We start from the raw sequence: 25,030 nt of genomic DNA on the forward strand, positions 1-25,030 counted from the left end.
ATGTCGATCTACAATCGCGCCACGCGAATGGCTGCCGTGGTATTGGCTTCATGCGTTTTGGCAGGAACGGCTCTGGCAGAAGAGGTTTCTTTGCCCAAGCAGATGACCTGGACGAACTACAACTCAAACTCGATCATCTTTGCCCAGGCTGTGGCTATTGGCGAAATTCTCGAAAAACATCATGGCATGAAGCTGAATGTGACGCCGGTAAAATCCGGCTATGCGCGTGTCCTTCCGCTGTTGAACGGACGGGCGGACATGATGCTCACGGGAACAGATGGTTTCTTTGCACAGGAAGGTGTCTTCGCCTTTGCAAAGAAAGAGGCGGGCCCCATGCCGCTTCAACTCGTGCTTTACAATGAAATTCAGCCTGGCAACGGCGTTGTCGGGGCAGGTGATGCCGGGATCAACACGCCGGCCGACCTCAAGGGCAAGCGTGTAGCCTATCTTCAGGGTTCGCCATCTTCAAACAAGGTTGTCGAGGCAACACTGGCCTTTGCCGAATTGACCTGGGATGACGTCATCAGGATCCCGGTCTCCTCGTTCTCGGATGCGCATGACGCCATTATCAACGGTCAGGCGGATGCCGCGCCCGGCAATATGATCTCCGGTTCGATCGAGCGCATTGCAAACTCACCCCGCGGTATTCAATGGGCGCCCACACCCCATTCCGACGAGGAAGGCTGGACGCGGATGAAGGCTGTGGCTCCCTATATTCAAAAGGCTGTCATGACCAAGGGAATCGGTATTCCCGAGGGCGGATCGGTCGAGTTCAACGGCTATGGATTTCCCGAATGGCTGGTCATGGAGGATATAGATGCCGATACGACCTATAACCTCGTCAAGGCCATGGACATGCACTATGACGAAATCGCCGGTTCCGCACCCCGCTCGGACGGTTACGAGCTGTCGCGTCAGAACATGCAGCAGTCCTGGCCCTGGCACGAGGGGGCCGTTCGCTACTTCAAGGAAAAGGGCATCTGGTCCGATGCCGATGAGGCCCATAATCAAATGATGCTCAAGCGTCAGATGGTATTGGCCGATGCCTGGAAGGCATTTATGGACAACAGCCCGCCTTCGGACGAAGCCGAGTTTACGGAAGGCTGGGGCAAAGCCCGGGCCGCGGCACTGACCGAAGCCGGCTTGCCTGTCATCTACTATGAGATTTCCGGTGGCTAAATAGATCGAATGTCGACTGACCGGCCCATTGCGGGCCGGTCGCCGCCGAAATCGGAGCGCTTTGAAATCATGACCAGGGCCGAACAAACTGTGGAGCAATCCAAACCGCTCCAATACAATCCAGTTGTTCGCTATCTGACCATTCTTGCCGGGTTGGTTGCAACCGGCCTTGTCACCTACAAGGTGTTCGGAATCGGCATCATTGTCGGGGTAATCCCGACTGAGGCTTTTTATTTTTACGCAATGTTCGGCATCGTGGTGCCGCTTGTCTTCCTGCTTTTCCCCCTTGGGGGCGCCGGAAGTCCACTTGTTTTCAGGCTGCTGGATATCGTTTTCTTTTTGGCGATGCTCGTGTTTGGCTCAATCTTTGCGTTCAAGGCCGCCAGGATAATCGACTATGGCTGGGAATTTGCTGCACCGACCTGGGCATTGTGGATTGCCCTGGGAATGTGGCTTCTGACCATAGAGGCCTCCCGGCGAGCGGCAGGCACAGCCGTTGCCGTTGTCATCGCAATCGGTTCATTTTACCCGGTTTTCGGCGGAGCAGAGTGGCTAGGGCCATTGCAGGTTCGCAGTGTCAGCCTGCTCGATACGGCCGCATTCCATATCTTTGGTGGCGAGAGTGTTGTCGGCGTACCGTTGCGGGCACTCGTCAATATTGTGCTCGGCTTTCTGGTTTTTGGCGCTGCGCTTCAGCATACCGGGGCCGGTAAGTTCTTTCTCGATCTGTCGTTTGCGCTTCTCGGGTCGACACGGGGAGGGCCGGCAAAGGTATCCATCATCGCCAGCGGCTTCATGGGCTCGATCAGCGGCAGTGTCGTGACCAATGTTGTCACAACCGGCGTGCTGACCATTCCGGCGATGCGACGGATAGGCATCCCGGCTTCGAAGGCGGGAGCGATTGAGGCCTGTGCATCAACCGGCGGGGTTTTGATGCCACCGGTCATGGGGGCCACGGCTTTCGTGATGGCCACCTATCTGGAAACTCCATACCAAACCATCGCGCTGGCCGCCGCCATTCCGTCGTTTCTCTATTTCTTCGGCCTGTTTGTTCAGATGGACGGGTTCGCGGCACGCCACGGTATCGTCGGGATGCCCCGCGAGGACCTGCCGAAACTGCGCAATGTGATGCGTGAGGGTTGGTATTACCTTCTCGTCATCGTGCTGATGATTTGGCTTTTGTTCTTCCTCAAGCGGGAATCTCTTGCTCCGTTTTATGCAACCGCGGTTCTGATCACCATCAATCAGATCCTCCCGAAGCAGCGTTGGAGCCTGAAGGACTTCGGAGAGTTCCTGTTCAGCGCTTCCAGACTGATCGTTGAGATCGGAACCATTCTTGCCGGGGTAGGGCTGCTGATGGGATCGCTGATCCTGACGGGGAAAATCGGCTCGCTGGCGTATGATCTGGTCGGGTTTGCCGGGGGTAATATGCTCCTCCTATTGCTGATGGGGGCGCTGACGAGCATGATCCTGGGGATGGGCATGACCATCACCGCCGCCTATTTGTTCCTGGCGATTGCCCTTGCGCCTGCTCTGGCGGACAGCGGTCTCAACGTTTTGGCGGTTCACTTGTTCATGCTGTATTGGGCAATGATTTCATACATTACCCCTCCTGTCGCTTTTGCTGCATTTGCTGCTGCGCCGATCGCCGGATCAAGTGCCATGCGAACGGGATTTGAGTCGATGAAGTTTGCTTCGGTTATTTACTTCATTCCGTTCTTCTTCGTTCTGAACCCGGCGCTGATCGGGCAGGGAGATATCACCAGCATTGCCGTTACCGTGCTGACTGCGACGGCAGGCGTGGTGCTGATCGCAGCGGCACTGCAGGGCTACCTCATCGGATTTGGGTCTCTGGTCGGGTCAGTATTTGCGCTGCCGGCGCGTGCGGGCCTTTTCCTCACCGGCTTGATTTTGCTGGCGCCAGGAGGCGACCTGCTGGGTGTTACGGCGACCCAGTTGACCGTTGCTGCAATCGCTCTCGGGATTGTATCACTTGCGGTGGTTCGCCTGACCCAGCGCGCTGCTGCAATCTAGCGATTACCGGATCGGAGATAGGTCTTGATGTCCTCAACGCTTAGTCCGGCCAGACCCAAGGCTTCCAGGGTCAGCCCTTTTGCCCAGTAGTCTTCGCCGAGAATGGCGTTGAGAATATCAACCAGTCCACGGTGAAGCGGGGCGGGCGCACCCAACATCTCCGAAAGGCGGACAAAGGGGATATGGGCAAAGGGCAAATCCCAGCTTAGCCAATGACGCCATATGTCCGGATCGAGATCCGGCAGGGCATGGTAGAAGGGCGCGTTGTGTATCGCTTCCTGTACCGATGAGCCGTGACCGCCGTAGAGCACGTTGATCTGGTCGGCCAGAGACCTGAACGGATATCCGAACCGGTCCAAAACCGGCCGGCGCTCCTGGTCTAGAGCCTCTGCCAACTGCCCGGCGGCAGCCGAATTGCCCTCCTGGTAGAACCTGATCTTCCGCTGCTCTTTTTTTGCAACATCAAACAATCCGATGCCCGTCAGGGCGATCGCCGGATGGACAAGAAAATTCATGCTTTCGAGATTTGTTTCCAGGACATCCTGTTTGACGTCGAATATCGGCAGAATCGATCCCAGAAGTGCGGCACAATGCGCGGTATTTTCTGACGGAAAGACGCCAAGCGCCAATGATTTGCGGACAACATGCGGTGTGATTACACCATCCATTATCCCGCCGGCATGGGTGGGTGAGGTGCATTCGCTCAATGTCACGTCGGAAATGCCGTGTTCACGCAATATGCGTGCCGTGCGAAATGCGGCCCAGTATCCATGTGTCTGAACATGGATATGCTGTCCTTTCGAAAGTGCCGGTGCAAAGGTTGCAATTCTGCGCTCGATGTCCGTCGGAGGCGTGTCGACAAATATGATCTCGGCGTCGGATACGGCGTCGATGGGCATTTGTGCCAGCCGAATGCCGTGAACAGGGCCGGTTGTCTCTGATAAAAGGTGCGCGGTCTCATGGCGAATGGAAAGACCTAGATTGAGGTGATGCTCAATCGTGTTTTGCTCATCTTTGCTGGCTCCCGCGAGCGTGACGTCGTGGCCAAGGCAGGCAAGGTCGGCAGACAGTGTCAGGCCTATGGAAAGCGGCGTGTTGCCGATAACTGCTATTCTCACCGGTTCGTGCTCCGCCGGGACGAGGATCTTGGAATGAGACGGCAGGCAAAGGCTTCTTCGGTCTCGCCGGTCGGCTTGTCGTTGACGATATTGTCCACCATGCGAGCAACCGAGGTCAGCATTGAATCAAGAGGGAGCTCGATCGTCGTCAGGTCATACGCACCCCAGGCGCTGTTTGGCGTTCCATCAAAGCCGACAATCAGAACATCCTCGGGAATGCGTGCATGGTAGGCTTTGCGGGCCTGGTCAATTAGTCCGAATGCAAGCAGGTCGTTGGCGCACAGGATTCCATCAGGCCATGTGTCGGCGCTGAATATCTCGTCCGCGGCCTTTGCGCCTCCCTCATATCTGTAATTTCCGGAGACGATCTTGAAAGGTTCAAGACCGGCCTGTTCCAGGCCACTCAGAAAACCGTTCATGCGCTGCTCGGCCGTTGCCGTACCGGCAAGGCCACCAACGATTGCAATCCGGCGGCAGCCGGATTTCACAAGATGTGTTGCGGCGAGGTGCCCTCCCTGCCGCAGGTCAGGCGCGACACTCGGCAGGTCCACCTCTGCAAGGGAACGGTTAAATAAAATGCAGGGCGTGTCCAGGCCGCGGATCGCACTCTGGACGTCCTCGGTTACGTTCAACGCCGTTATCAGGATTGCGGCGACCTGATATTCCTCTATCGCCTGCCAGTACTCTTTCGTTGCTGCATCCTGGCCGATCTGAAAGACAATCGGAACCAGTTTCATATCGCGTAATCGTTCAACAATCTGTTGTGTTGCAAGAGCGTGAAACGGATTGATCAGATCACCGATTACCACTGCAATGATGTTGCTCCGCTGCGAAATCAGTGAACGTGCCAAGGCGTTCGGCCGATATCCTATCTCGTCGGCGCATTTGTATATTTTCTGCCGGGTTTTCTCCGAAACATTTGAATCGGGTGTATAGGCGCGGGAAACCGTGGAGCGCGACACCCCGGCAAGGCGTGCGACGTCATTTGATGTGGCTTTCTGCTTTTTCACGTTACGCCCACCTCCTCATCACGCCTTAATAGCGCGCAACGACAGGTTCGGCAAACCAAACGGGGGAGATTCTTACTTTGGTTGCACTCGTGTGCATAACTTTCTATGATCTTATAATGAATGCAAATAACATAAGAGATTTTAATGTTGTATCAGCCGATGTCATCATTGTCGGATCGGGCCTTGTCGGCGTTCTGATCGCGATAAATATCGCACTCGAGGGCAGACGTGTATTGGTCTGTGACAGGAGCGAGCTTTTTTCACAAGCATCGGCTTTGAATGCAGGAGGTGTGCGGCGAATCGGCCGTTCAAAGGAAGAGATGCCGCTGGCGATGGCGGCGCATGATTTGTGGCGAAAAACAAGTGGAACGCCCCTTGCCGGCGCCTTCAATGCCGTCGGGCATCTGATCCTCGCGGAAACGGATGACGAGGCGGAAACGCTCCACGTGCACCTGAAGAACGCGCGGGATGCGGGAATGGGACGCGTCGAGTTGATGAGCGCGGCGCAAATATCCAACCGTGTTCCCGGTCTTCATACAAATGGCCTCACGCTGGGGTTGTTCACACCCGATGACGGATATGCTGAACCTGACGGTGTGGGACAATCTGTCATTCAGGCCGCAATTGAAACTGGTGTCGGGTTTTCCGCGCAAACGAATGTGACCGGTCTCGCGTCAATTAACGGTGGTTTTGAACTTGAAACCGATCGCGGCAAACTCAGGTGCGCGAAAATCGTGAATGCGGCTGGCTATGGCGGTTCGGCCATTGCGGGACTGGCCGGTGACGATTTTCGTGTTGAAACCCGAGCGCCGATCGCGTTGGAAACGGCGGCTGCGGATGTGGCGTTGGGACCCGTTGTCCAGACCGTTGGCCGCAGACTGACACTCAAGCAGGTGCGCGATGGCCGTTTCCTGATCGGAGGCGGACATCGTGGGGTTCCCTATCCTGACGAGGGACGCGCCGAAAGCATCAGCGATGAAGAAGAGCAAAATCTGGCGACCGCCCGCTCCCTGCTTGGTGCACTTGATGGTGTCGAGGTGACGAAATCATGGGCGGGGCTTGAGGCATACAGCACCGATGGTTTGCCGATCATCGGCCGTTCGGCGAAACATCCCGACATTATCCATGCCTTTGCTTTCTCGGGACATGGTTTTCAGATCGCACCTGCAGTGGCGCAGGTCGTGGCGGATCTTGTTGCCGAACGGGAGCCGAGAACGGATATATCCGGTTTGGCTGCGGAACGTTTTTCCACTCAGGATGCTGCGGCGGACATTATGCTTGAGGAGGGCGATCAATGAACAAGGCGACAGCGCGTCAACCCGTGGCCGGGTTATCCGCGCCAAAGGGGCGGCTACCAATGGATCCGCCATCGGCACCATCCTCGATCTTACCCTCGGGTGCGTGCGATTCCCACCTCCATATCTTCGGCGAAGCGGAATGCTTTCCGCTGGCGACGAATATCTATGAACGTCCCGCCGAGGGCACGCTCGATGATTGGCTCGGGCGTCTCGAAAGACAAATGCAAGTGCTGGGTCTGGAGCGGGCTGTCCTTGTCGGATCCGTTGCCTATCGCGAAGACAATCGCCTTCTCGTCGAAGCGCTGCGGCGGGGTGGCGGAGCCTTCCGAGGCATCGCACTGGTCGGGCCGGATGTCTCAAAGACAGAGCTTCGCAAACTGAAGGCCGAAGGTGTCTGTGGCGTTCGTGTCAACATGCGGCACCCCGGCGCTTTGGACCATGAAGGCCTGAAGCGCATAGCGCCGCTGCTTGGCGAACTCGGACTGCATGTGCAGATCCTGCTGGACTGTCAGGATCAGTTTGACGCCCTTCAGGACGATTTCAGGGCATTTGGTATCAAGGTTGTGGTCGATCACATGGCGAGCTTTTCTCCGCAGGCTCCCGCGCCATATTCGAACGGCTTCCTTCGGGCGATGGAGGAGGGGTGGCTTTACGTCAAGCTTTCCGCTCCATACCGGCGGGAAGACATGCCGTATATTGAGAGCCAAAATGCTCTCATGGCTCTTCTTTCCGCCCGGGATGACCGTATCGTTTGGGGGACGGATTGGCCGTATGTGATCTACAATGGCCCGCAACCTGATGCCGGCCGTCTTGTGGATTGGGTTCTGAGCGTGTGCTCCGAAAGGCAGATACAACGGATTTTTGCACAGACACCTGCCGAACTCTATTTCTCCAGGCACTAGACTTGAAAACCGCAATCGTCGGCGCCGGAATTGTCGGCTCAGCAATCGGCTTCAGATTGGCGGGTTCGGGTCACGATGTGACGTTTTTTGACCCCGCCGCCGGAAAACGATCGACGTCCTACGGAAATGCCGGCCATATCGGAACAGCATCAGTTGTTCCATGGGCATCACCAGAAAATCTGAGCTCTGCATTTCGAAATCATGCCGACCCGACGCATCCCCTTACATTGAGATTAGTTGATCTTCTCGGGCAGCCACGTTGGCTTGCCAGGTTCCTTTGGGCCTGCCGGCGATCCAGTGCCAGTCAAGCAATGCATGCGCTGGCCTCGATACTGTCGGTTTCGGATGACTGGCTCAATCTACTCCTGAAGGATGCAAATGTTGAAAAGTTGCGCGAGAAAAAAGGCCTCTTGCATGTCTATCTGTCGGAGGAGACTGCCCGGGGTGCCAGGGATGCGCTTTCGCGCCGACGGGATATGGGCATCGCTGTAACAGACTTGAGGACCGATGAACTGTTCGAGCTCGAACCGGGGCTGATTGAGTCTGCATCGCGATCCGGGGTTGTCGGAGCCACCTTGTTTCCCGATGTGGCGCAGATCACCTCACCGCAGGCGTTGCTTGAGGCCTTTCGCAAAGGGTCTATGGCAGGGATATGCGCCGAAACGGTTGTTGATGTCACGGCCGGTTCCGCCGGCGTTATGATCAAAACGGATCTGGACGAGCATGCTTTCGATGCCGTTGTCATTGCGGCAGGTCTGGGCAGCGCCAGCCTTGCGCGTCCGCATGGCGCGAGAGTGCCGTTGATCGCAGAAAGAGGGTATCACGAGCAGTATGATGTTCCTGCCCGGTTTCGAAGGTCTGCGCTGCTGGTCGACATGCGTGTGGTCGCCTCGCCGATGAGGGAAGGCGTCCGGTTGACGACCGGCGCCGAGTTCACGCGGTCTTCGCGAAAACCCGATTTTGATCGCATTGCCCCGGTTCTCGACAAGGCAAAACCGTTCCTTGGCATTGCTGACAACAAGCCAAACCTTTGGTCCGGCGATCGGCCCAGCACACCTGACTCAATGCCTGTGATTGGGGCCGCGCCATCAAGCAATCGGGTTTTTCTTGCCTATGGCCACGGACATCTGGGGCTGACCATGGCCGCAGTAACAGCGGAAATTGCACGGGCGCATTTCCACAATGAAATGAGTCCCATATCTTTAGCGCCCTTTCGCCCCGACCGATGAGCTGAGGCGTTTAAAACCCCACTACAACAATATGTTAGCGTAAACACCTGTTGCGCGACCGAAGGAAACCGAAGCGGTTAGTCCTCTACCGGCCCGACGAAGTTCTTGTAAGCAATGGCGGCCAGCCAGCCCGCATCGACGGGCAGCGTTACGCCAGTGATCGCCGCGGCCCGGTCCGAACACAGGAAAGCGATTGCGTCGGCGATGTGTTCAGGCATCACGAACATCGGTAGCGCGCCGGCATTCAGGATCGCCTCGCGGTCTCGCTGGCCGGCTTCAATACGCTGTTTGAGGACCGGGGTCAGTGTGAAGGTCGGCGCAACACAGTTGACCCGCACCATGTCCGGGCCCATCTCGGCGGCCAGGAGCTCCGTCAGGCTGACAATGGCGGCCTTACCCGGCGCATAAGCCGGCAGCGGTAATGGCATGGCTCCGTTTATTGAGCTCAAATTGACAATCGCCCCTGTCTTGCGGGCCCGCATCCGCGCTCCGGTCGAGCGACACATCATGTAGGTGCCGCGGTAATTGACCTGCCAGATCCTGTCGTGCTCCTGCATGCTCATGCGGCGCGAGGACATGGCGTTCTGCAAAACGCCGGCGGAATTTACGAGGATTTCGATCGGTCCGAGGTCCGTTTCAACCTGCTCGACCGTCCGGTCGACATCTGCTTCCTTGGCCACATCCAGCGTGATGGCCATGCCGCCGACTTCCGCTGCCACAGTCTTTGCCGCTTCTTCGTTGCGGTCGGCAATGGCGATGCCGTGCCCTTCCTCAGCAAGCTTGAGCGCCGTCGCATGGCCGATCCCGCTTCCGCCGCCCGTGATCAAAGCCACTTTTGCCATGTCGTCTCCTTCCCGCTTGTCCGCCGGGTGAGCCGGCTTTGCCGGTTCAGGTGCCATATGTTTCCGATGCTAAAATGAATCCGGCAAGACTTTGCCCGGATTCATGATCGCTTTGGGGTCCAGGCTTTGCTTGATCGCTGCCATCACATTGACGGCATTGCCTGACTGGAGCAGCAGTGTTTCGCGCTTGCCCTGTCCAATCCCGTGTTCACCGGTGCAGGTGCCCCCGACCTTGATCGCCCTTTCGGAAATCTGTTCCAGCAGCTTATGCGCCTTGGCCGTTTCATCCGGGTCCAGCGGATCGATGCCGATCAGAACATGGAAATTTCCGTCGCCCACATGCCCGACAATCGTTCCCGGCAATCCAAGCTCGGCCAGATCGTTCTGTGCGGCCTTTATGCTTTCGGCCAGGTGAGAGATCGGAACGCAGGCGTCCGTCGTGTGGCCTGATTTTCCGGGCATCGCCGCAACAGCGGCCCAATAGGCATCGTGGCGGGCTTTCCATAGTCTGCCGATCTCGTCCGCATTCGAGGCAGCCTTGATATCTTTGGCTCCTGCGTCGTCCAGCAGTTCGCGAAACACCTTGAACTCGGCCTTTACGGCATCTTCCATACCTGCAAACTCGAAGAACAAGGTCGGCGCTTCTGTCAGGTCCAGTTTTGAATAGCGGTTGCAGGCGCTGATCTGCGCGGTGTCGAGAAGTTCCAGCCTGCCGACATTCAACCCGCACTGAACGCACGATATGACCGCATTGCAAGCGGCCTCGATGGACGGAAATGTCGCGACGCCGGCCACGATGTGTTCGGGGATGCCGTGGAGCTTTACCGTGATCTCGGTTATCGCGGCCAACGTGCCTTCGGACCCGACCAGAAGCCGGGTCAGGTCGTAGCCGGCGGAGGATTTCTTGGCGCGGGTGCCGGTTCTGATGATCTCTCCATTGGCCAGAACACATTCCAGCGCCAGGACGTTTTCGGCCATTGTGCCATATCTGACGGCATTGGTTCCCGACGCCCGCGTCGACACCATTCCGCCGATGCTCGCATCCGCACCGGGATCGATCGGAAAATGCAGTCCGGTTGCCCGCAGTTCCTCGTTCAGCCGTTTGCGTGTCACGCCGGGCTGCACAACCGCGATCAGGTCCTCAGGGACAATTTCGAGGATATTCGCCATCTTTGAAAAGTCCATCGACACGCCGCCCCTGGGAGCATTGACATGTCCCTCCACGGAGGTGCCCGCCCCAAAGGGGATAACGGGAACGCCATAGGCGTTGCAGGTTTTCAGCACAGAAGCGACCTCTCCCGTGTCGTGGGGAAAGACGACACAATCCGGAAGCTGTGCCTCAAGCCAGGTCGTGGAATTCACGTGGTGACGCCGCATTGCTTCCGACGCCTCGAACCGCTCCCCGAATTGCTGTTTGAGGACCCCCAGACAGGCTTCGTAATTCTGCTGCACTTTAATCCTCCGCTGTTTGCGCCGGGCGGATCATATTTGGGAAAACCGGATATATGTAGCCTAAATTCTTGCCAGTCATTATGACGAGAGCCTGCAGAAGGTGGATAGCTCTCACGGGGTCTGTCTTTATTCTGATCCGAACGCGCATGTGATTGAGGTTTCAATGGCTGAGAGCGACGGCGTATTCGAAGACCCGCTTTATACCGATCCGCAATTTGCTCAGCTTTATGACGCCAATTTCGGGCCTGAGCGCGCCGACTTCGATTTCTGCAAGCGGTTGGCGGCGGATGCTGGTTCGGTCCTGGATCTGGGATGCGGCACTGGCGCGTTGCTGGCTGCTTTGTCCAAGGGGCGCAATTTAACGGGTGTCGATCCGGCCAGCGCCATGCTTGAGATCGCGCGCCAGCGGCCGGGCGGGGAGCGTGTTCAATGGGTTGAAGCCGATGCCCGCACAGTCCGGCTGGAGCGCCGCTTTGATCTCGTTCTGCTGACGGGACATGCTTTCCAGGTTTTCCTCACCCGCGAAGATCAGCTGTCTGCGCTTGAAACCATCGCACACCACTTGTCGCCCGATGGCCGCTTCATATTCGACACGAGGAACCCGTCGCTAAAATCCTGGAAACGCTGGACACCTGAAGATCGGCAGCAGATCGAACACCCGGAACATGGGAACGTGGAAACCTGGAACAACGTATCCGAGGATCCTGCTACCGGGATCGTGAGTTACGAGACATATTACCGGATTCTTCGAACCGGCAGGACGCTGAGCACCGTGTCGCAGATCGTGTTTCCGCAAAAGGACGTGCTGGACGAACTGCTCGATGCGGCGGGTCTTGCTGTCGAGCAATGGTATGGGGACTGAGCGGGCAATCGGCTCGATCCGAAAAGACCGGAGATCATCCCTTTTGGCCGGTTGCGCTAGGCCCGCTCCGCCTTACCATTGCCGCTCGTTTGTCAGCACGACGGTCGCGGCGGCTGAGAACATGCCGCCGACGCCGTGAACGAGCGACAGTTTTGCGCCGTCAATCTGCGCAGGCGAGACACCGCGCATCTGGCGCACGCTTTCCTGAAGGGCGTACATGCCGTACATGCCGGAATGCATATAGCTCAGTCCGCCGCCATTCGTGTTGAGCGGCAGCTTGCCGCCGGGTCTTGTGTGCCCTTCCGCAATAAAGGCTCCTGCTTCGCCGGGCGCGACGAAACCAAGGTCTTCCAAACCATAGATCGGAAGGTGCGCAAAGGCGTCATAGATCATCAGATGGTCGACATCCGCATGGGTGAGGCCGGCGCTTTCAAAAGCCAACCTGCCGGACATGCGAAACGCCCTGGATGAGGTGAAACTCTCCATCTGGCTGATCATCGGGCCTTCGGCGCTCTCGCCGCCCATGCCGCGCAGATAAACCGGTTTTGTCGGGAAATCTTCGGCCCGCTCGGCGCCCGTCAGCACGAGGGCGCCGCCACCATCGCTGACAAGGCAGCACATGAGCTTGCGAAACGGATAGGCAATCATGCGCGAGGTCAAAACATCATCCACCGTGATGGGATCCCGCGCTGTTGCCCGGGGATGCATTGCCGCCCATTCGCGCTGGACCACCGCGACCATGGCCAGTTGTTCTTCCGTCAGCCCATGATCCTTCATCTTGCGCATCACCGGCAGTGTGAATTTTGTCGGCGGTAATGCCGCGCCATAGGTGTTCTCGAATTCCTGTTGCTGCATTGATGGGAAAAGGGGCCTGTGCGAACGATTGTTTGAACGACCGCTTTCGCCATGGGTGATCAGAACTGTTTTGCACAGCCCTGTTTTGATGGCTGCCGCAGCATGGCGCACCAGGGTAATAAATGAACATCCACCCACTGATGTTCCGTCGGCCCAGGTGGGCGTGATGCCAAGATACTGGGCGATCTCGGCTACGTCGTGGCCTGCCGTTGCGATCCCGTCTATATCGGACGGCTTCAGCCCGCATTCTTCCAGAGCATTGAGGGCGGCATCGGCGTGAAGCCCTGTCTGGCTGAGTTCCGGCACCTTGCCGAGGCGCGTTGTTTCGGCCGCACCGACAATGGCGATCTCTGCACGGCTCATGAGGGGCCTCCCGCGGGACGGAATTGCGGAACGGTGACCTCGCCGCGCGTCTCGAATGTCACTTCCAGCGCCATGTCGAGATCAAGCGCATCCGGGTCTGCCGGCGTATCCAGCAGGTTGGAGACCATGCGCACGCCTTCCTCCAGTTCGACAACCGCGACGACATATGGCGGTTCATAGCCCGGTGCCGGCAGGTGGCTGATGACATAGGAATAAAGGCGCCCTTTGCCGGAGGCCGCAATCACGTCGACATCGCGGCTGCCGCAGGCCGGACAGAACGGGCGCGGCGGGAAAAAGGGTGCATCGCATGGAATGCAGCGATTGATGAGCAGTTTGCCTTCCTTTGCCCCATCCCAATAGAACTGTGTCTCAGGGTAGATGGTCGGTACCGGTTTGTCGGTCATGTCCAGTTCCTTAACTCAAACGGGCCAGGCCGTTGTTCAGCACAACGACGTCGCGTTCCAACACGCTGGCACGGAAACTCACGTCATCGCCATCGACCCAGATCTCCGTGCGGATCGTCTCGCCCGGATAGACGGGGGCCGAGAAGCGCTGTTGCATATGGGAAAGCGCCGTGAAGTCACCGTCGCGCAGGGCCATGGGGATGGACCATGAGACCACGGCCATTGTGCAAAGCCCGTGCAGAATAGGCCGCTCAAAGCCGGCGCCTTTTGCAACCTGCGGGTCGGCGTGCAGCGGGTTGAAATCTCCGCTCAAGCGGTAGATCAACGCATTTCTGGGTGACGTGCTGAAATCGTGATGGGTATCGGGTGCACGCTCGGGCAGGCGATGCACCGGTTTTAACGGGCCGCTGGCGCCGCCAAAACCGCCATCAGCGCGCGCAAAGACCGTACTGGCTACCGTTGCAAGGTCCATTCCCGTCGCCTTGTCCGAAATCATCCGTTCCGAGTAGATGAGCGCACCCTTGTCTGCGCCCTTGTCGACAATGTCGACAATGTGCGTCTTGCCAAGGACCGTTCCCTCTTTCGGAAGAGGGGCATGCAAGGTCAGGCTTTGCTCACCATGAAGGATTTTCTGCCAGGTCAGTCCCGTGTCAGGCTCCATCGCCCAGAAGCCCGGATAGGCCAACACATTGACCATCGCAGGCAGGGGGGCAAATCCCTCCGACCTTTCATACACGGCCTTAAGGTCGGCCGGCGCCAAAGGGTCGGCTCCAAGCCCGACGCCAAGCGCAAAGAGGGTGCAGTCCTTTGCGGTGTAGCTGTGCTCAACCACCGGAAACTCTCGCGCCATCAAGGCGTCCCTGTCGATCATTCGGCAGAACCTTCCACGTTTTTCACCAAGCTCATCCCGAGGAGTACTGCTTGCGCAACACCCGCCGCAGGATCTTGCCCGACGCGGCCTTCGGAATGGCCTCAACGACCTCCAGCGCCTGCACGATCTTGTATCGGGCAAGCCGCCCGGCGAGGTGTTCCTGCACGGTCGTCAAATCCAACGCAGCGCCTTTTGGGGTCACAATCAGCGCCATCGGCACTTCGCCCTTTTCCTGATCCGGAATGCCGAAGACAGCGGCTTCAAGGATATCGGGATGTGCGATCAGGGCCGCTTCCACTTCAGCCGGCGCGACGGGAAATCCCTTGACCTTGATCATCTCTTTCAGCCGGTCGACGATCCGCAGATGCCCGTCAGCATCGACGGTCGCTATATCGCCAGTGCGAAGCCAGCCGCCTTCGGCGATCGTCTCAGCCGTGGCCCCCGGATCGTTCAGATAACCCTTCATCACTGATGGGCCTTTGATCCACAATTCGCCGGGCTGATCAGGACCAAGATCATCCTGCGTGTCCGGATCGACGATCCTGCACGATGTATTGGCAACCGGCGTGCCGAGTGTGTCCGGTTTGGCTCCGCCTTTCAGGTGAGAATGGCTGACACCGCTGACCTCGGTCATGCCAAAGCCCTGAAGGAACGAGCAGCCGAGCCTATTGCGAATGCTGTCGCCGATCTCGTGTGACAGTGGCGCTGCGCCGCAGCCAATTTCCTTCACGGCAGACAAATCGAAACGATCGACGAGCGGGTTCTTTGCAAGCGCGATGGCAATCGGCGGAACCACCCAGAGGCGCTGTGCGCCGCTGTCTTGCGCGACCTGCAGATATTTTTCCAGGTCAAATCGCTGCATCAGATGCTGATGCGCGCCGGAAGCAGGATAGACCATCTGGCATAGCACCAATCCGAAGATATGGAAGAAAGGAAGGAAGCAAGGGGCTGTATCGTCGGGTCCGATACCGCGCGCCTGACACCATTGGGCGGCGTTGGCGACAATATTGCGGTGTGTCAGCATCACGCCCTTCGGCAACCCGGTGGTGCCGGACGAAAACGCAATGACCGCGATATCCTCACGCAGATCAACCGGAACCTGATGGTCAAGGGGCGGTCCGATTACCTCGGTCATAGCCAAGACACCCGTTTCGGCGGCTCCGATCGCCACGATCTGTTGAACGTCGGTGCCTTGTACTGCCTGTTGCGCGTTTTCCATGAAAGCGTCGTCGACAAAAATCATGCGCGCGCAGGATTGTTTGAGCTGATAGGCCAGTTCCTCCGGGGTGTAGGAAGGATTGGCCATGGTCAGCGTTCCGCCTGCCATCGCCACCGCGTGGAAAAGCACGAAAAAGTCTATGGAATTGGGCGCCATAACGGCGACGACATCACCCTTTTTCAGGCCAAGCGCGACCAGCCCGCCGGCAAGAGCGCGTATGTCGCGCATGGCCTCGCAGCCAGTGATCTCCCGCCCGGTGTTGACTTCTGTGAAGACCGGTCTGTCCTCACGCAGCGCAAGGCCCTGGAAGACCCATTCGGTTATGGACATCTCAGGGATATCAAGCGTGGACGGACTGCTGAAAACTCTGTGTTTTTCCATCTTTAGCGCTTACTTGAAGTTGAAAGCCGGCGGCGTCTTTGATGCAAACCGGCCGATCGCATCCAAATGGTATTCGCTGGTCAGGCATTTGGCCTGGGCATCAGCCTCCATTTTGAGAATGGTGTCGCTGTCGGCCTGCATCGCATGGGCCATGATTTCCTTGGTCAAGGCATAGGCAGTCGGCGAGACATTCTCCATCATCGCGGCAATTTCCTTGGCCCGAGGCAGGAGCTTTTCTGCAGGCAGGACCTCCATGCACAAGCCGAGCCGCAGGGCCTCCTGGGCATCGACCGTCCGCGCCGTGAAAAACATCTCGCGCGCCCGTTGCTGTCCGACGACCCGGGGCAGGGACCACATCAGGTTGCAATCCGGCACCGCGCCGACTTTTGTAAAAGAGGCTGAGAACAGCGCGCGATCGGACGCCAGAACGATGTCGCCGCAAAGGGCAAGGCCGAGCCCGGCACCGAAGGCCGGGCCATCTACGGCTACGATCACCGGAACGGGCAGGTCGCGCAGTTTCTTGAACCAGACATGCAGTTCCAGCATGCGGTTCCGCATGTCCTCGGCTGTGTTTTTGTGGCCAGAACGGTGCCGCTCAAGCATTGCCTTCAGATCGCCGCCGGCACAAAAGACACCGTCCGATCCGGTAAAAATCAATGCGCGCAGGTCAGTGGCCTCTGTCAAGGTCTGCAGAGCGTCGCTCAGGCCCGATTTGATCTCGTCCGAAAAGGCGTTGCGGGTATCGGGCCTTGCCATTTCCAAAAGCGCAATGCCGTCGCTGCGCGTCAGGCGAACCGGATCACTCATCTGTTGTCTCCGAAATCTTTGCCCGAATTTTCTGTTTGTCGATCTTGTTTGTGTGGCTGAGTGGAAGGGGGCCATCCCATATGCGGATTGATTTGGGCACCTTGTATCCGGCGATTTTGCCGCGACAATAGGCAATCAGATCGTCCCCGGTGACCCGTGCGCCGTCATGCAGGGCCACGACGGCAACCACCATTTCTCCCCATTTGTCGTGAGGCAGGCCAAGAACTGCCGCAGAGGCCACGTCGGGATGTTTTGACAGGCAGTTCTCGGTCTCGATCGGATAAACGTTCTCACCGCCGGTGATGATCATCTCCTTGGTGCGGCCAACCAGATAGATATACCCGTCTTCGTCCTCATAGCCTGCGTCGCCGGTATGATAGAAACCGCCGCGCATCGCTTCGCCGGTCTCTTCGGGCTTGTTCCAGTAACCGTTCATGATCTGCGGGCCCCGCACGGTCAGTTCGCCCGTCTCTCCCTGTTTCACCGGCTTATCGTTTTCGTCGACGATCCTCAGATCGGTTGTGTGGATCGGACGGCCGACCGAGGCGAGTTTCGGGATTACGCCATCAATGGGTTCATGATCCTCCGGGCGCAGGACGCACAGGTTCGGTGCCGCCTCCGTCATGCCGTAACCCTGGCAAAAGGTAACATCCGGGATTTGTTCCAGGCATTGGCTGATAACGCCGATGGGCATTGGCGCCGCGCCATAGGTCAGGCAGCGAAGCGACGAGAAATCAAATGTGGGAAAGGTCGGATGATCGAGGATCATGCGCAACATTGTCGGCACCATGGTCATTGTGGTGACCTTTTGGTCCTGGATCAGGCGCATGGTCTCCTCGACCTCGAATTTCGCCTGAATGATCTTGGTCGTGCCGTAGACGATCGATGTGAAGACACGGCTGCCGGTGCCCAGATGAAACATCGGCCCCGACAGCAGGAGCACATCGTCCGAACGGTACTTGTAGAGCGGCCCGGTGCCGGTGGCGTTCGCCTGCATATTGGAATGGGACAGCATGACGCCTTTCGGCTGACCCGTCGTGCCGGATGTATAAAACAGGATCATCGTATCGTCGGAGGCTGACGCCAGATCGTCGAAAGCATCCGCAGCGACGTTTCCGGCCTGTGCGATGAGATCATCATAGTTCAGTGTGTCCGGCGGCAGAACCGGGGCAGGGGCATCCCAATCGGCAAAGATAAGCGTCTCCAGTGACGGGCAACGTTCCATCAATGCAGCCGCCTGCTCCTGAAAATGCCGGTCAACAATCAGGATTTGCGGCGTGCAATCATCGATCGTTTCAGCCATCTCGTCCTCAGAAAGCCGGTAATTGATCGGAACACAGAGCGCCCCGATCATGCTGGGCACCAGATACATCTCGACGAGCCAGTGCGAATTCATGCCCAGAAATGCGACCCGGTCGCCGGGGCCGACGCCAAGATCCTGCAGCGCCTTGGCCGCGCCGTGCATGCGAGCGCTGAACTGCGCCCAGCTATGGGCACGTCCCTCGAAATAGGTCGCCATCTTGTCCGGTGTGTGAAAGGCGTATTTCCGCACCAGGTCCGGAAGACGTATCATCGGCTGCCTCCAAGGATCGAACGCCCTATGATTTCACGCATGATTTCGCCGGTGCCCCCTGCGATTCGGCCCACGCGCGCATCGGCCCATGCTCGCGCTATGGGATATTCCCACATATATCCATAGCCGCCATGCAATTGCAGCAGGTCGTCCAACCGCTGGCACAACATCTCGGAGGTCAGCATCTTGCCCATGGCTGCATCGACCGAATCGAGTTCTCCGGCAAGATGCATCTCCAGGCATTTGTCGACAAAGACGCGCAGCATCACGGCTTCCGCCTTGACCTCTGCCAGTTTGAAGCGCGTATTCTGGAAGTCGGCGATCGTCCTGCCAAATGCCTTTCGCTCCCTGACATGCTCGATTGTCCATTCAAGCGCGGCCTCAAGGTTGGCAACCGCCCGCACGCACTGCAGCAGGCGTTCCTGCGGCAGTTGCTCCATCATCTGGTAAAAGCCGCGGCCGTCCTGCCCAAGCAGATTTGTGATCGGCACACGAACGTTGTCAAAAAACAACTCGGCGGTATCCTGCGCCTTCCAGCCGACTTTTTCGAGCAGCTTATTGCCCTTGCGGAAGCCGGGCGTGTCGGACGGGACAAGGATCAAGGATGTGCCCTTTGCACCTTCAGCCGGGTCGGTCTTGCATGCCAGAACGATCAGATCGCAGTTGCCGCCATTGGTGATGAAGACCTTCTGGCCATTGATTACGAAGTCGTCCCCATCGCGAATGGCGGTCGTCTTGATGCCTTGTACGTCCGAGCCTGCGCCCGGCTCCGTCATGCCCAGAGCTCCGATCGCCTCCCCGCGTGCCATCTTTGGCAGCCATTCCTTTTTGAGCTCCTCCGTACCGTAATAAAGAAGGTAGGGCGCCACGATATCGGAATGCAGACTGAAACCCGGCCCCATGGCCCCGGCGCGGGCGAGTTCCTCCATGACAACCATGGAAAACAGGAAATCGGCTCCCGCGCCGCCATACTCTTCGGGCATGGCCGCGCACAGCAGTCCGTTCTCACCCGCCTTGAGCCAGGCCTGTCGGCTAACGCGACCGTCCTTTTCCCATTGATCGTGGTAGGGTCTGATTTCTTCTTCAACAAAACGGCGAACCTGGTCGCGGAACATCTCATGCTCGTCGCTGAATACGGTGCGTTTGAACATTCCGCCATCCTCCCTGGGGTCCTGTGCGTTGATCCCTCTTTACATTTTTCTATTTAGCTTGCAAATAATAATCAAGCTAATTAAAATTCAGCACGAGATCTTTTGGAGGAATTGCATATGCTTGATGGCAAGGTCGTGATTGTAACCGGTGCCGGACGCGGCATTGGACGCGATATCGCGCTGATGATGGCATCTCATGGCGGCCGTGTCATCGTGAATGATCTCGGTGGCAGCGCGGAGGGCGATGGCGCCGATGCCGTGCCGGCAGAGGACGTCGTGTCTGAAATCAAGGCCAACGGCGGCGTGGCTATCGCGAATTTCGGAAATGTGGCGAGCCCGGCTGATGCACGGGGAATGTATGAACAGGCGATGGATGTTTTCGGCGCCATAGATGTGGTGGTGAACAATGCCGGTATCCTGCGCGACGCCATCTTTCACAAGATGAGCGAAGTGCAGTGGGACGCGGTGATCGACGTTCACCTGAAGGGCAGTTTCAACGTCGCCAAGGCCGTCGCGCCGCAGTTCCGGTCGCAGGAATCGGGCTGTTTCGTCAACTTTACTTCGACGTCCGGTCTTATCGGAAATTACGGGCAGGCGAATTACTCGGCAGCCAAGATGGGGATTGTCGGCCTTTCCAAGTCGATTGCCCTGGATATGTCCCGGTTCAATGTGCGTTCGAATTGCATTGCACCCTTTGCATGGTCGCGCCTGATCGGAACAATTCCTGCCAGTACAGAAGCCGAGAAAGCACGGGTCGAGCGTATCAAGGAAATGACGCCGGCCAAGATCGCTCCCCTTTGCGTGGCGCTCGCGGCGCCGGATTGTGATGTAACGGGACAGATTTTCTGCATTCGCAACAACGAGATTTTCCTGATGAGTCAGCCGCGTCCCATCCGTTCTGTGCATCGCGGCGAAGGCTGGACGCCTGAAAGTGTACGAGACCATGCGATCCCGGCATTAAAGCAGGATTTTTATGATCTTGACCGGTCCGGTGACATCTTTACCTGGGATCCGATTTGAGCGCGCCGGCACAACACCAACTTGCCATCATGCAGGATAATTCCGTAAACCGTTCCAAGTCTTCCGACGTACAAACGGATTCATCCAGCATGGCAAAACAATCTTCGCTAACCGACGACCAGAAGCCGGTATTCCAGGAAATAGCGCGGTTTCGCGGGATTATATTTGACGCAAAACTGAAACCCTACGATATCACGATGAGCCAAGGCTGGGTGCTTGTGCATCTTTGGTACAAGGACGGGCAGCGGCAGTCCGAACTCGCCGACTGCATGGATGTTGCGACGGTCACAGTCTCAAAATTGATCGATCGGCTTGAAGCCCATGGTTTTGTCGAGCGTCGCGCGGACAAGGGGGACCGCCGCTCGAACCGGGTTTTCGCCACAAAACGTGGACGGGAAATCGTGAAGATCATGACGCGAATCGTCTTTGAGGTCGATGACATTGCCAATCAGGGCATTACGGAAGAGGAGTTGGCGAGTACGTTGAAAGTGCTGAGTCGAATGCGGGACAATCTGAAATACAAAATCGCATCCGGCTAGTTTTTGACGCTGCTTGGCCGTACGGGTATTTGGCCAAAGACATTCAACACGGTGAAGGGCCGCTGAGCGGTCTGAGGATAATCGAGTTTGCCGGTATCGGTCCCGGTCCGTTCGCGGCCATGATGCTATCGGACATGGGGGCCGACGTCATTCGCATCGACCGTTTAAACGCCGGCGAAACGCATCCAAACGACTTCACACTGCGGGGCCGGCAATCGGTTGCGATGAACCTTAAAATGCCGGCAGCAGTGGAAAGCGCCTTGAAGCTGATCGAAACCGCGGACGGGTTGATCGAAGGCTTTCGCCCGGGTGTGATGGAGCGTCTGGGGCTGGGACCCGAGATCTGTCATGCCATCAACCCACGTCTCGTTTATGGCCGCATGACGGGCTGGGGACAGGCCGGGCCTCTGGCGCAAGCTGCCGGACATGATCTCAACTACATTTCGTTGACGGGCGGGCTTTGGGCGACCGGCGAGGCGGATCGTTCACCGACCTTTGCAATGAACCTTCTGGGCGATTATGGCGGTGGCGGAATGTACCTGGCTTTCGGCATGGTCTCCGGCCTCCTGCAAGCACAACGCACCGGGCAGGGCGACATTGTCGATGCAGCGATCTGCGACGGCGTCAACAGTCTCATGACTTTCATTCATTCGCGCCGCGCCATGGGCATGTGGCGGGACGAGCGTGCTGCAAATCCTCTTGATGGCGGCAGACCCTGGTACGGTGTCTATGAATGCGCCGACGGCAATTGGATCAGCATTGGGGCGATTGAACCCCAGTTCTGGGCATGTCTGTTACAGAAGCTCGGCCTTGATTCCAGCGCGATCGGGGATCGTCAGGACCCGAACAACTGGCCGAGTATCCGGAAAACCCTGGAGGAGAGGTTCCTCAGTCAGCCACGCGATCACTGGGATGCGCTTCTTTCGGGCACCGATGCCTGTTTTGCGCCGGTTCTGAGCCCGGCGGAGGCACGCGAATACCCGCATCTTGCCGCAAGGACAGCATTTGCGGAGAAGGGTGCTGCGCAACCGATGCCGGCACCACGTTTTTCCCGCGCCGGAGCAAAATCGCCGCAATCACCACGCGATGCGGGAGCCGACACTTTGGCCGTCTTGACTGAAGCCGGCTTTACCGACACGCAAATCGCCAATCTCATCGACCAAGGGGCTATCGCCCAAGCAAACACCAAGGAAAACACCAAGTGACCCTTCCGAAAGCTCTACAAGGTCTGCGCCTGCCATTGATCGGCGCTCCTCTCTTCATCATTTCGCGTCCTGAGCTGGTGATCGCACAATGCAAGGCCGGGATCGTTGGATGCTTTCCCGCGCTCAACGCGCGTGAAAAGGACGGCCAGAGCCTCGACGAGTGGCTGACCAGGATCAGGGAGGAACTTGACCGCCATAACCAGGCCAATCCAGATCGGCCGGCTGCGCCCTTTGCGGTGAACCAGATCGTTCATCGCTCCAATGCACGGCTCGAGAGCGACGTGGAGATATGTGCAAGGCATGAAGTTCCGATTTGGGTCACTTCGCTTGGCGCACGGCCGGAGGTCTATGATGCGGCCCATTCGGGCGGCGGCGTTGTCCTTCATGATGTGATCAACAACAAGTTTGCCAAGAAGGCCATCGAGAAGGGCGCAGACGGCCTTGTGGCGGTCGCGGCAGGGGCGGGTGGGCACGCCGGTGCACAGTCGCCCCTGGCGCTGATCCAGGAAATCAGAAGCTGGTTTGACGGCCCGCTATATCTGTCGGGTGCCATCGCCAGGGGCGAATCGATTCTTGCGGCGCTGGCGATGGGGGCTGATGGCGGCTATGCGGGCACAGCATTTATCGCCACTGAGGAGGCCCATGCGGTCGAGGGCTACAAGCGCATGATTGCCGAACACAGTGCAGAGGACATCGTCTATACGAACCTGTTTACCGGCGTGCATGGGAATTATCTCAAGCCCTCCATTGCCGCTGCCGGAATGGATCCGGAAAATCTCGAATTCTCCGATCCATCCAAAATGAACTTCGCCGAGGACCGCAAAAAGCCGAAAAGCTGGAAGGAGATATGGGGCTCGGGACAGGGGATCGGTGCGATCGACAAGGTGGTTTCGACCGCAGAGCTGGTCGACCGGTTTGAGCGCGAATTCAATGAGGCGCGGGCGCGATTGAACAGGAAGCTTGAAGCCTATTGAGGTTGCGACAGAGAGCGACACATTTCAGCGAAATAGATTGCTAGATAATTATTATCATGCTACCTAATATGACTTAAGATGTGACCGTCACAACGACGAACCGCATTGGGAGGAGCGAATATGAAACGCATACTGAAAGTGGCGGCGCTTGCCGCATCCATGTCGGCAATCGGCCTCGCGGCTTCAGCCGAAACAGTTTTGATCGCCAATGACCCCGGCCCGAACCGCGGCGTCCGGTCTGTCGCGGTGAATTACCTGTCGGATGAGATTGCGAAGCGTTCAGGCGACACCGTCAAGATTCAGAACAACTGGGGCGGTGCCCTGTTCAAAACGACCGCCGCGCTGGAATCCCTCGGAACCGGTGTTGCCGACTTGGGCGTTGTCGTCGGTGCCTACGCCCAGTCCGAATTGCCGGAACTGAATATCGGTGCCTTGGTCATGCCGCAAGCAGGACCCTGGGTAATGATGAAGTCGCTGCACGAACTCTTCACGACAAATGAGACGATCAAGCAGCGTTTGGCCGACAAGAACATTGTTTACATTAACCACTACGCCCTGCCTCCCGCACTGGTGGGTTGTCAGGGAAAAGGTATTGCCAGCGCGAAAGATGCTGATGGTGTCAAGATGAGTGACACAGGCGGGATGAGTGGCCTCTTCAAGGATCTGGGCGGCAATATGGTTCGCATGCCGGTCTATGAAGTCTATCAGGCAATGGAAACCGGATTGATCGATTGTACCGTCACCTACTCATATTTTGCGGTGGCAACCAAGCTGGATGAGCTTCTGACCTCCGTCACACCGATGGACTTTGCGGCCGTGACGGTCGTGATCACAGTAATGAACAAGGACTCCTTCGACAGCCTGAGCGCAGAGCAGCAGGCCGCCATTCTTGAAACGGGCGAGCATATGGCGGACTACTACGGAGAAGCGCTTGCGGCCGCCGACAAGTCTGCAATGGACAAGATGACAACCCGGGAAACCCCGGTCGTCATCAATGCCTTTAGCGAAGAGGACTATGACGCCTTTCGTGAAGCAAGCAAAACGGTGACGGGCAAGTGGCTGGCCGATGCCGAAGCGACCGGACTTGACGGTCAGGCCACGCTCGATGAGTTTCTTGGCCTGCAGGCAAAGTGGAAAGCGGTTGCTGAAACCGAAGGATTGCCCTGGGAGCGCAACTGAGTGATACCGGTTCGGCCGCACAGGTGAATGTGCGGCCGGATGTTTCCTGGGATTTGTGATCATGATCAAACGCATAGAGCATGTGCTCGACACGCTCGGAGCCCTGGCAATCATTGCTCTGTGCCTCCTGATCGTATTTTCCGTTGTTGGCCGTGAGCTTATCGGCTCCGGTGTTCCTGACAGTATTATCCTGGTGCGCGAGTTAATGGTTCCAGCTATTTTATTCCCGTTGAGTACGGCGACGGCGAGACGCGCCCACATATCGATTGAAGTCATCGCAAATCACTTTCCCGCCAGTCTGAACAGATGGGTTGCGGTACTGGCTGCAATCGTCGGAATGGTGATTGTGGGAACCCTGATAGCGGCATCCTGGGTCCAGCTTGCCAAAACTTTCTCGGAGGCCTCCCACTATGGAGGTGATTTCGCGATCCCCAAATGGCCTTCGCGTGCCGCTTATTTTGTGGCGTTCCTGTTTGTCGGGCTGCGTTTGATTCAGATCTTCTGGGTTGATTTGCGCGCAGCCATCCGCGGCCAAGACGCGCCGGCGACGTTGTAGCGGGAGA

General features: G+C 57.7%; 23 protein-coding genes. 12 read left to right on the plus strand and 11 right to left on the minus strand.

All coding sequences use genetic code 11. The annotated features are described in order from the left end of the window. Together OQ273_RS02790 and OQ273_RS02795 are read left to right on the plus strand one after the other, a co-directional pair. Positions 1-1,179: a TAXI family TRAP transporter solute-binding subunit gene (locus tag OQ273_RS02790; protein WP_267988951.1), complete on the plus strand. Its 1,179-nt coding sequence runs from the start codon at positions 1-3 to the stop codon at positions 1,177-1,179. Between the two features lie 69 nt (positions 1,180-1,248). Further along, the gene (locus OQ273_RS02795; protein WP_267988952.1) at positions 1,249-3,213 is read left to right on the plus strand and encodes a TRAP transporter permease; all 1,965 of its coding nucleotides are present in this window, start codon (positions 1,249-1,251) and stop codon (positions 3,211-3,213) included. Here OQ273_RS02795 and OQ273_RS02800 read toward each other — a convergent pair. Further along, the gene (locus tag OQ273_RS02800; protein WP_267988953.1) at positions 3,210-4,331 is read right to left on the minus strand and encodes an NAD/NADP octopine/nopaline dehydrogenase family protein; all 1,122 of its coding nucleotides are present in this window, start codon (positions 4,329-4,331) and stop codon (positions 3,210-3,212) included. The two genes, OQ273_RS02795 and OQ273_RS02800, sit on opposite strands and share 4 nt — an antisense overlap. Beyond that, entirely contained in the window at positions 4,328-5,341 is a 1,014-nt protein-coding gene (locus OQ273_RS02805; protein ID WP_267988954.1) for a LacI family DNA-binding transcriptional regulator, read from the minus strand. The genes OQ273_RS02800 and OQ273_RS02805 overlap by 4 nt, the downstream gene beginning before the upstream one ends. A gap of 116 nt (positions 5,342-5,457) precedes the next feature. Between OQ273_RS02805 and OQ273_RS02810 the strand changes: the two genes are divergently transcribed. Genes OQ273_RS02810 through OQ273_RS02820 form a run of 3 tightly spaced genes read left to right on the plus strand, consistent with a single transcriptional unit; the run spans position 5,458 to position 8,770 of the window. Next, positions 5,458-6,639 carry an NAD(P)/FAD-dependent oxidoreductase gene (locus OQ273_RS02810; RefSeq protein WP_267988955.1) on the plus strand — a complete coding sequence of 394 codons (1,182 nt, stop codon included), beginning with the start codon at positions 5,458-5,460 and terminating at the stop codon, positions 6,637-6,639. Further along, positions 6,636-7,541 carry an amidohydrolase family protein gene (locus tag OQ273_RS02815; RefSeq protein WP_267988956.1) on the plus strand — a complete coding sequence of 302 codons (906 nt, stop codon included), beginning with the start codon at positions 6,636-6,638 and terminating at the stop codon, positions 7,539-7,541. The genes OQ273_RS02810 and OQ273_RS02815 overlap by 4 nt, the downstream gene beginning before the upstream one ends. Next, complete coding sequence (locus OQ273_RS02820) at positions 7,472-8,770, plus strand: NAD(P)/FAD-dependent oxidoreductase (protein WP_267988957.1); 1,299 nt, start codon at positions 7,472-7,474, stop codon at positions 8,768-8,770. The genes OQ273_RS02815 and OQ273_RS02820 overlap by 70 nt, the downstream gene beginning before the upstream one ends. A 77-nt stretch (positions 8,771-8,847) precedes the next feature. Here OQ273_RS02820 and OQ273_RS02825 read toward each other — a convergent pair whose 3' ends face one another. Both OQ273_RS02825 and OQ273_RS02830 read right to left on the minus strand, forming a co-directional pair. Continuing rightward, on the minus strand, positions 8,848-9,612 hold the full coding sequence (locus OQ273_RS02825; protein WP_267988958.1) for an SDR family NAD(P)-dependent oxidoreductase: 765 nt from the start codon (positions 9,610-9,612) through the stop codon (positions 8,848-8,850). Positions 9,613-9,681: 69 nt separating this feature from the next. Beyond that, a complete protein-coding gene (locus OQ273_RS02830; RefSeq protein ID WP_267988959.1) occupies positions 9,682-11,064 on the minus strand; it encodes an FAD-binding oxidoreductase in 1,383 nt (460 codons plus the stop codon). A 163-nt stretch (positions 11,065-11,227) separates the two neighbouring features. On the opposite strand from OQ273_RS02830, the gene OQ273_RS02835 reads away from it, so the two are divergent. Continuing rightward, the gene (locus OQ273_RS02835; RefSeq protein ID WP_267988960.1) at positions 11,228-11,926 is read left to right on the plus strand and encodes a class I SAM-dependent DNA methyltransferase; all 699 of its coding nucleotides are present in this window, start codon (positions 11,228-11,230) and stop codon (positions 11,924-11,926) included. Positions 11,927-11,998: 72 nt separating this feature from the next. Here OQ273_RS02835 and OQ273_RS02840 read toward each other — a convergent pair whose 3' ends face one another. From OQ273_RS02840 to OQ273_RS02870, 7 genes are read right to left on the minus strand one after another with little or no spacing between them, the layout of a single operon-like run. Further along, on the minus strand, positions 11,999-13,144 hold the full coding sequence (locus OQ273_RS02840) for a thiolase C-terminal domain-containing protein (protein WP_267988961.1): 1,146 nt from the start codon (positions 13,142-13,144) through the stop codon (positions 11,999-12,001). After that, entirely contained in the window at positions 13,141-13,548 is a 408-nt protein-coding gene (locus OQ273_RS02845; protein ID WP_267988962.1) for a Zn-ribbon domain-containing OB-fold protein, read from the minus strand. Before OQ273_RS02845 ends, OQ273_RS02840 begins: the two co-directional genes overlap by 4 nt. 10 nt (positions 13,549-13,558) lie before the next feature. Then, positions 13,559-14,419: a MaoC/PaaZ C-terminal domain-containing protein gene (locus tag OQ273_RS02850; protein ID WP_267988963.1), complete on the minus strand. Its 861-nt coding sequence runs from the start codon at positions 14,417-14,419 to the stop codon at positions 13,559-13,561. A gap of 31 nt (positions 14,420-14,450) precedes the next feature. Further along, positions 14,451-16,019 (minus strand): AMP-binding protein, encoded by a 1,569-nt coding sequence (locus OQ273_RS02855; protein ID WP_267988964.1) that lies wholly within the window; start codon positions 16,017-16,019, stop codon positions 14,451-14,453. Between the two features lie 9 nt (positions 16,020-16,028). Further along, entirely contained in the window at positions 16,029-16,826 is a 798-nt protein-coding gene (locus OQ273_RS02860; RefSeq protein ID WP_267988965.1) for an enoyl-CoA hydratase/isomerase family protein, read from the minus strand. Continuing rightward, complete coding sequence (locus OQ273_RS02865) at positions 16,819-18,399, minus strand: long-chain-fatty-acid--CoA ligase (protein WP_267988966.1); 1,581 nt, start codon at positions 18,397-18,399, stop codon at positions 16,819-16,821. The genes OQ273_RS02860 and OQ273_RS02865 overlap by 8 nt, the downstream gene beginning before the upstream one ends. Continuing rightward, positions 18,396-19,550, minus strand: a complete 1,155-nt coding sequence (locus OQ273_RS02870) for an acyl-CoA dehydrogenase family protein (protein ID WP_267988967.1) — start codon at positions 19,548-19,550, stop codon at positions 18,396-18,398. Before OQ273_RS02870 ends, OQ273_RS02865 begins: the two co-directional genes overlap by 4 nt. 117 nt (positions 19,551-19,667) lie before the next feature. Here OQ273_RS02870 and OQ273_RS02875 point away from each other — a divergent pair, with 117 nt between their 5' ends. The 6 genes from OQ273_RS02875 (at position 19,668) to OQ273_RS02900 (ending at position 25,023) form a co-directional block, all read left to right on the plus strand. After that, entirely contained in the window at positions 19,668-20,570 is a 903-nt protein-coding gene (locus OQ273_RS02875; protein ID WP_267988968.1) for an SDR family NAD(P)-dependent oxidoreductase, read from the plus strand. A gap of 89 nt (positions 20,571-20,659) precedes the next feature. After that, positions 20,660-21,109 (plus strand): MarR family winged helix-turn-helix transcriptional regulator, encoded by a 450-nt coding sequence (locus OQ273_RS02880; RefSeq protein WP_267988969.1) that lies wholly within the window; start codon positions 20,660-20,662, stop codon positions 21,107-21,109. Between the two features lie 29 nt (positions 21,110-21,138). Further along, on the plus strand, positions 21,139-22,314 hold the full coding sequence (locus tag OQ273_RS02885) for a CaiB/BaiF CoA transferase family protein (protein ID WP_267988970.1): 1,176 nt from the start codon (positions 21,139-21,141) through the stop codon (positions 22,312-22,314). Next, complete coding sequence (locus OQ273_RS02890; protein ID WP_267988971.1) at positions 22,311-23,288, plus strand: NAD(P)H-dependent flavin oxidoreductase; 978 nt, start codon at positions 22,311-22,313, stop codon at positions 23,286-23,288. Before OQ273_RS02885 ends, OQ273_RS02890 begins: the two co-directional genes overlap by 4 nt. 120 nt (positions 23,289-23,408) lie before the next feature. Next, on the plus strand, positions 23,409-24,467 hold the full coding sequence (gene dctP / locus OQ273_RS02895; RefSeq protein ID WP_267988972.1) for a TRAP transporter substrate-binding protein DctP: 1,059 nt from the start codon (positions 23,409-23,411) through the stop codon (positions 24,465-24,467). Between the two features lie 61 nt (positions 24,468-24,528). Then, positions 24,529-25,023 carry a TRAP transporter small permease gene (locus OQ273_RS02900; RefSeq protein WP_267988973.1) on the plus strand — a complete coding sequence of 165 codons (495 nt, stop codon included), beginning with the start codon at positions 24,529-24,531 and terminating at the stop codon, positions 25,021-25,023. Positions 25,024-25,030 lie beyond the last annotated feature (7 nt).

Origin of the sequence: Hoeflea prorocentri (assembly GCF_027944115.1) — a bacterium.
Taxonomy (GTDB): Bacteria; Pseudomonadota; Alphaproteobacteria; order Rhizobiales; family Rhizobiaceae; genus Hoeflea_A; species Hoeflea_A prorocentri.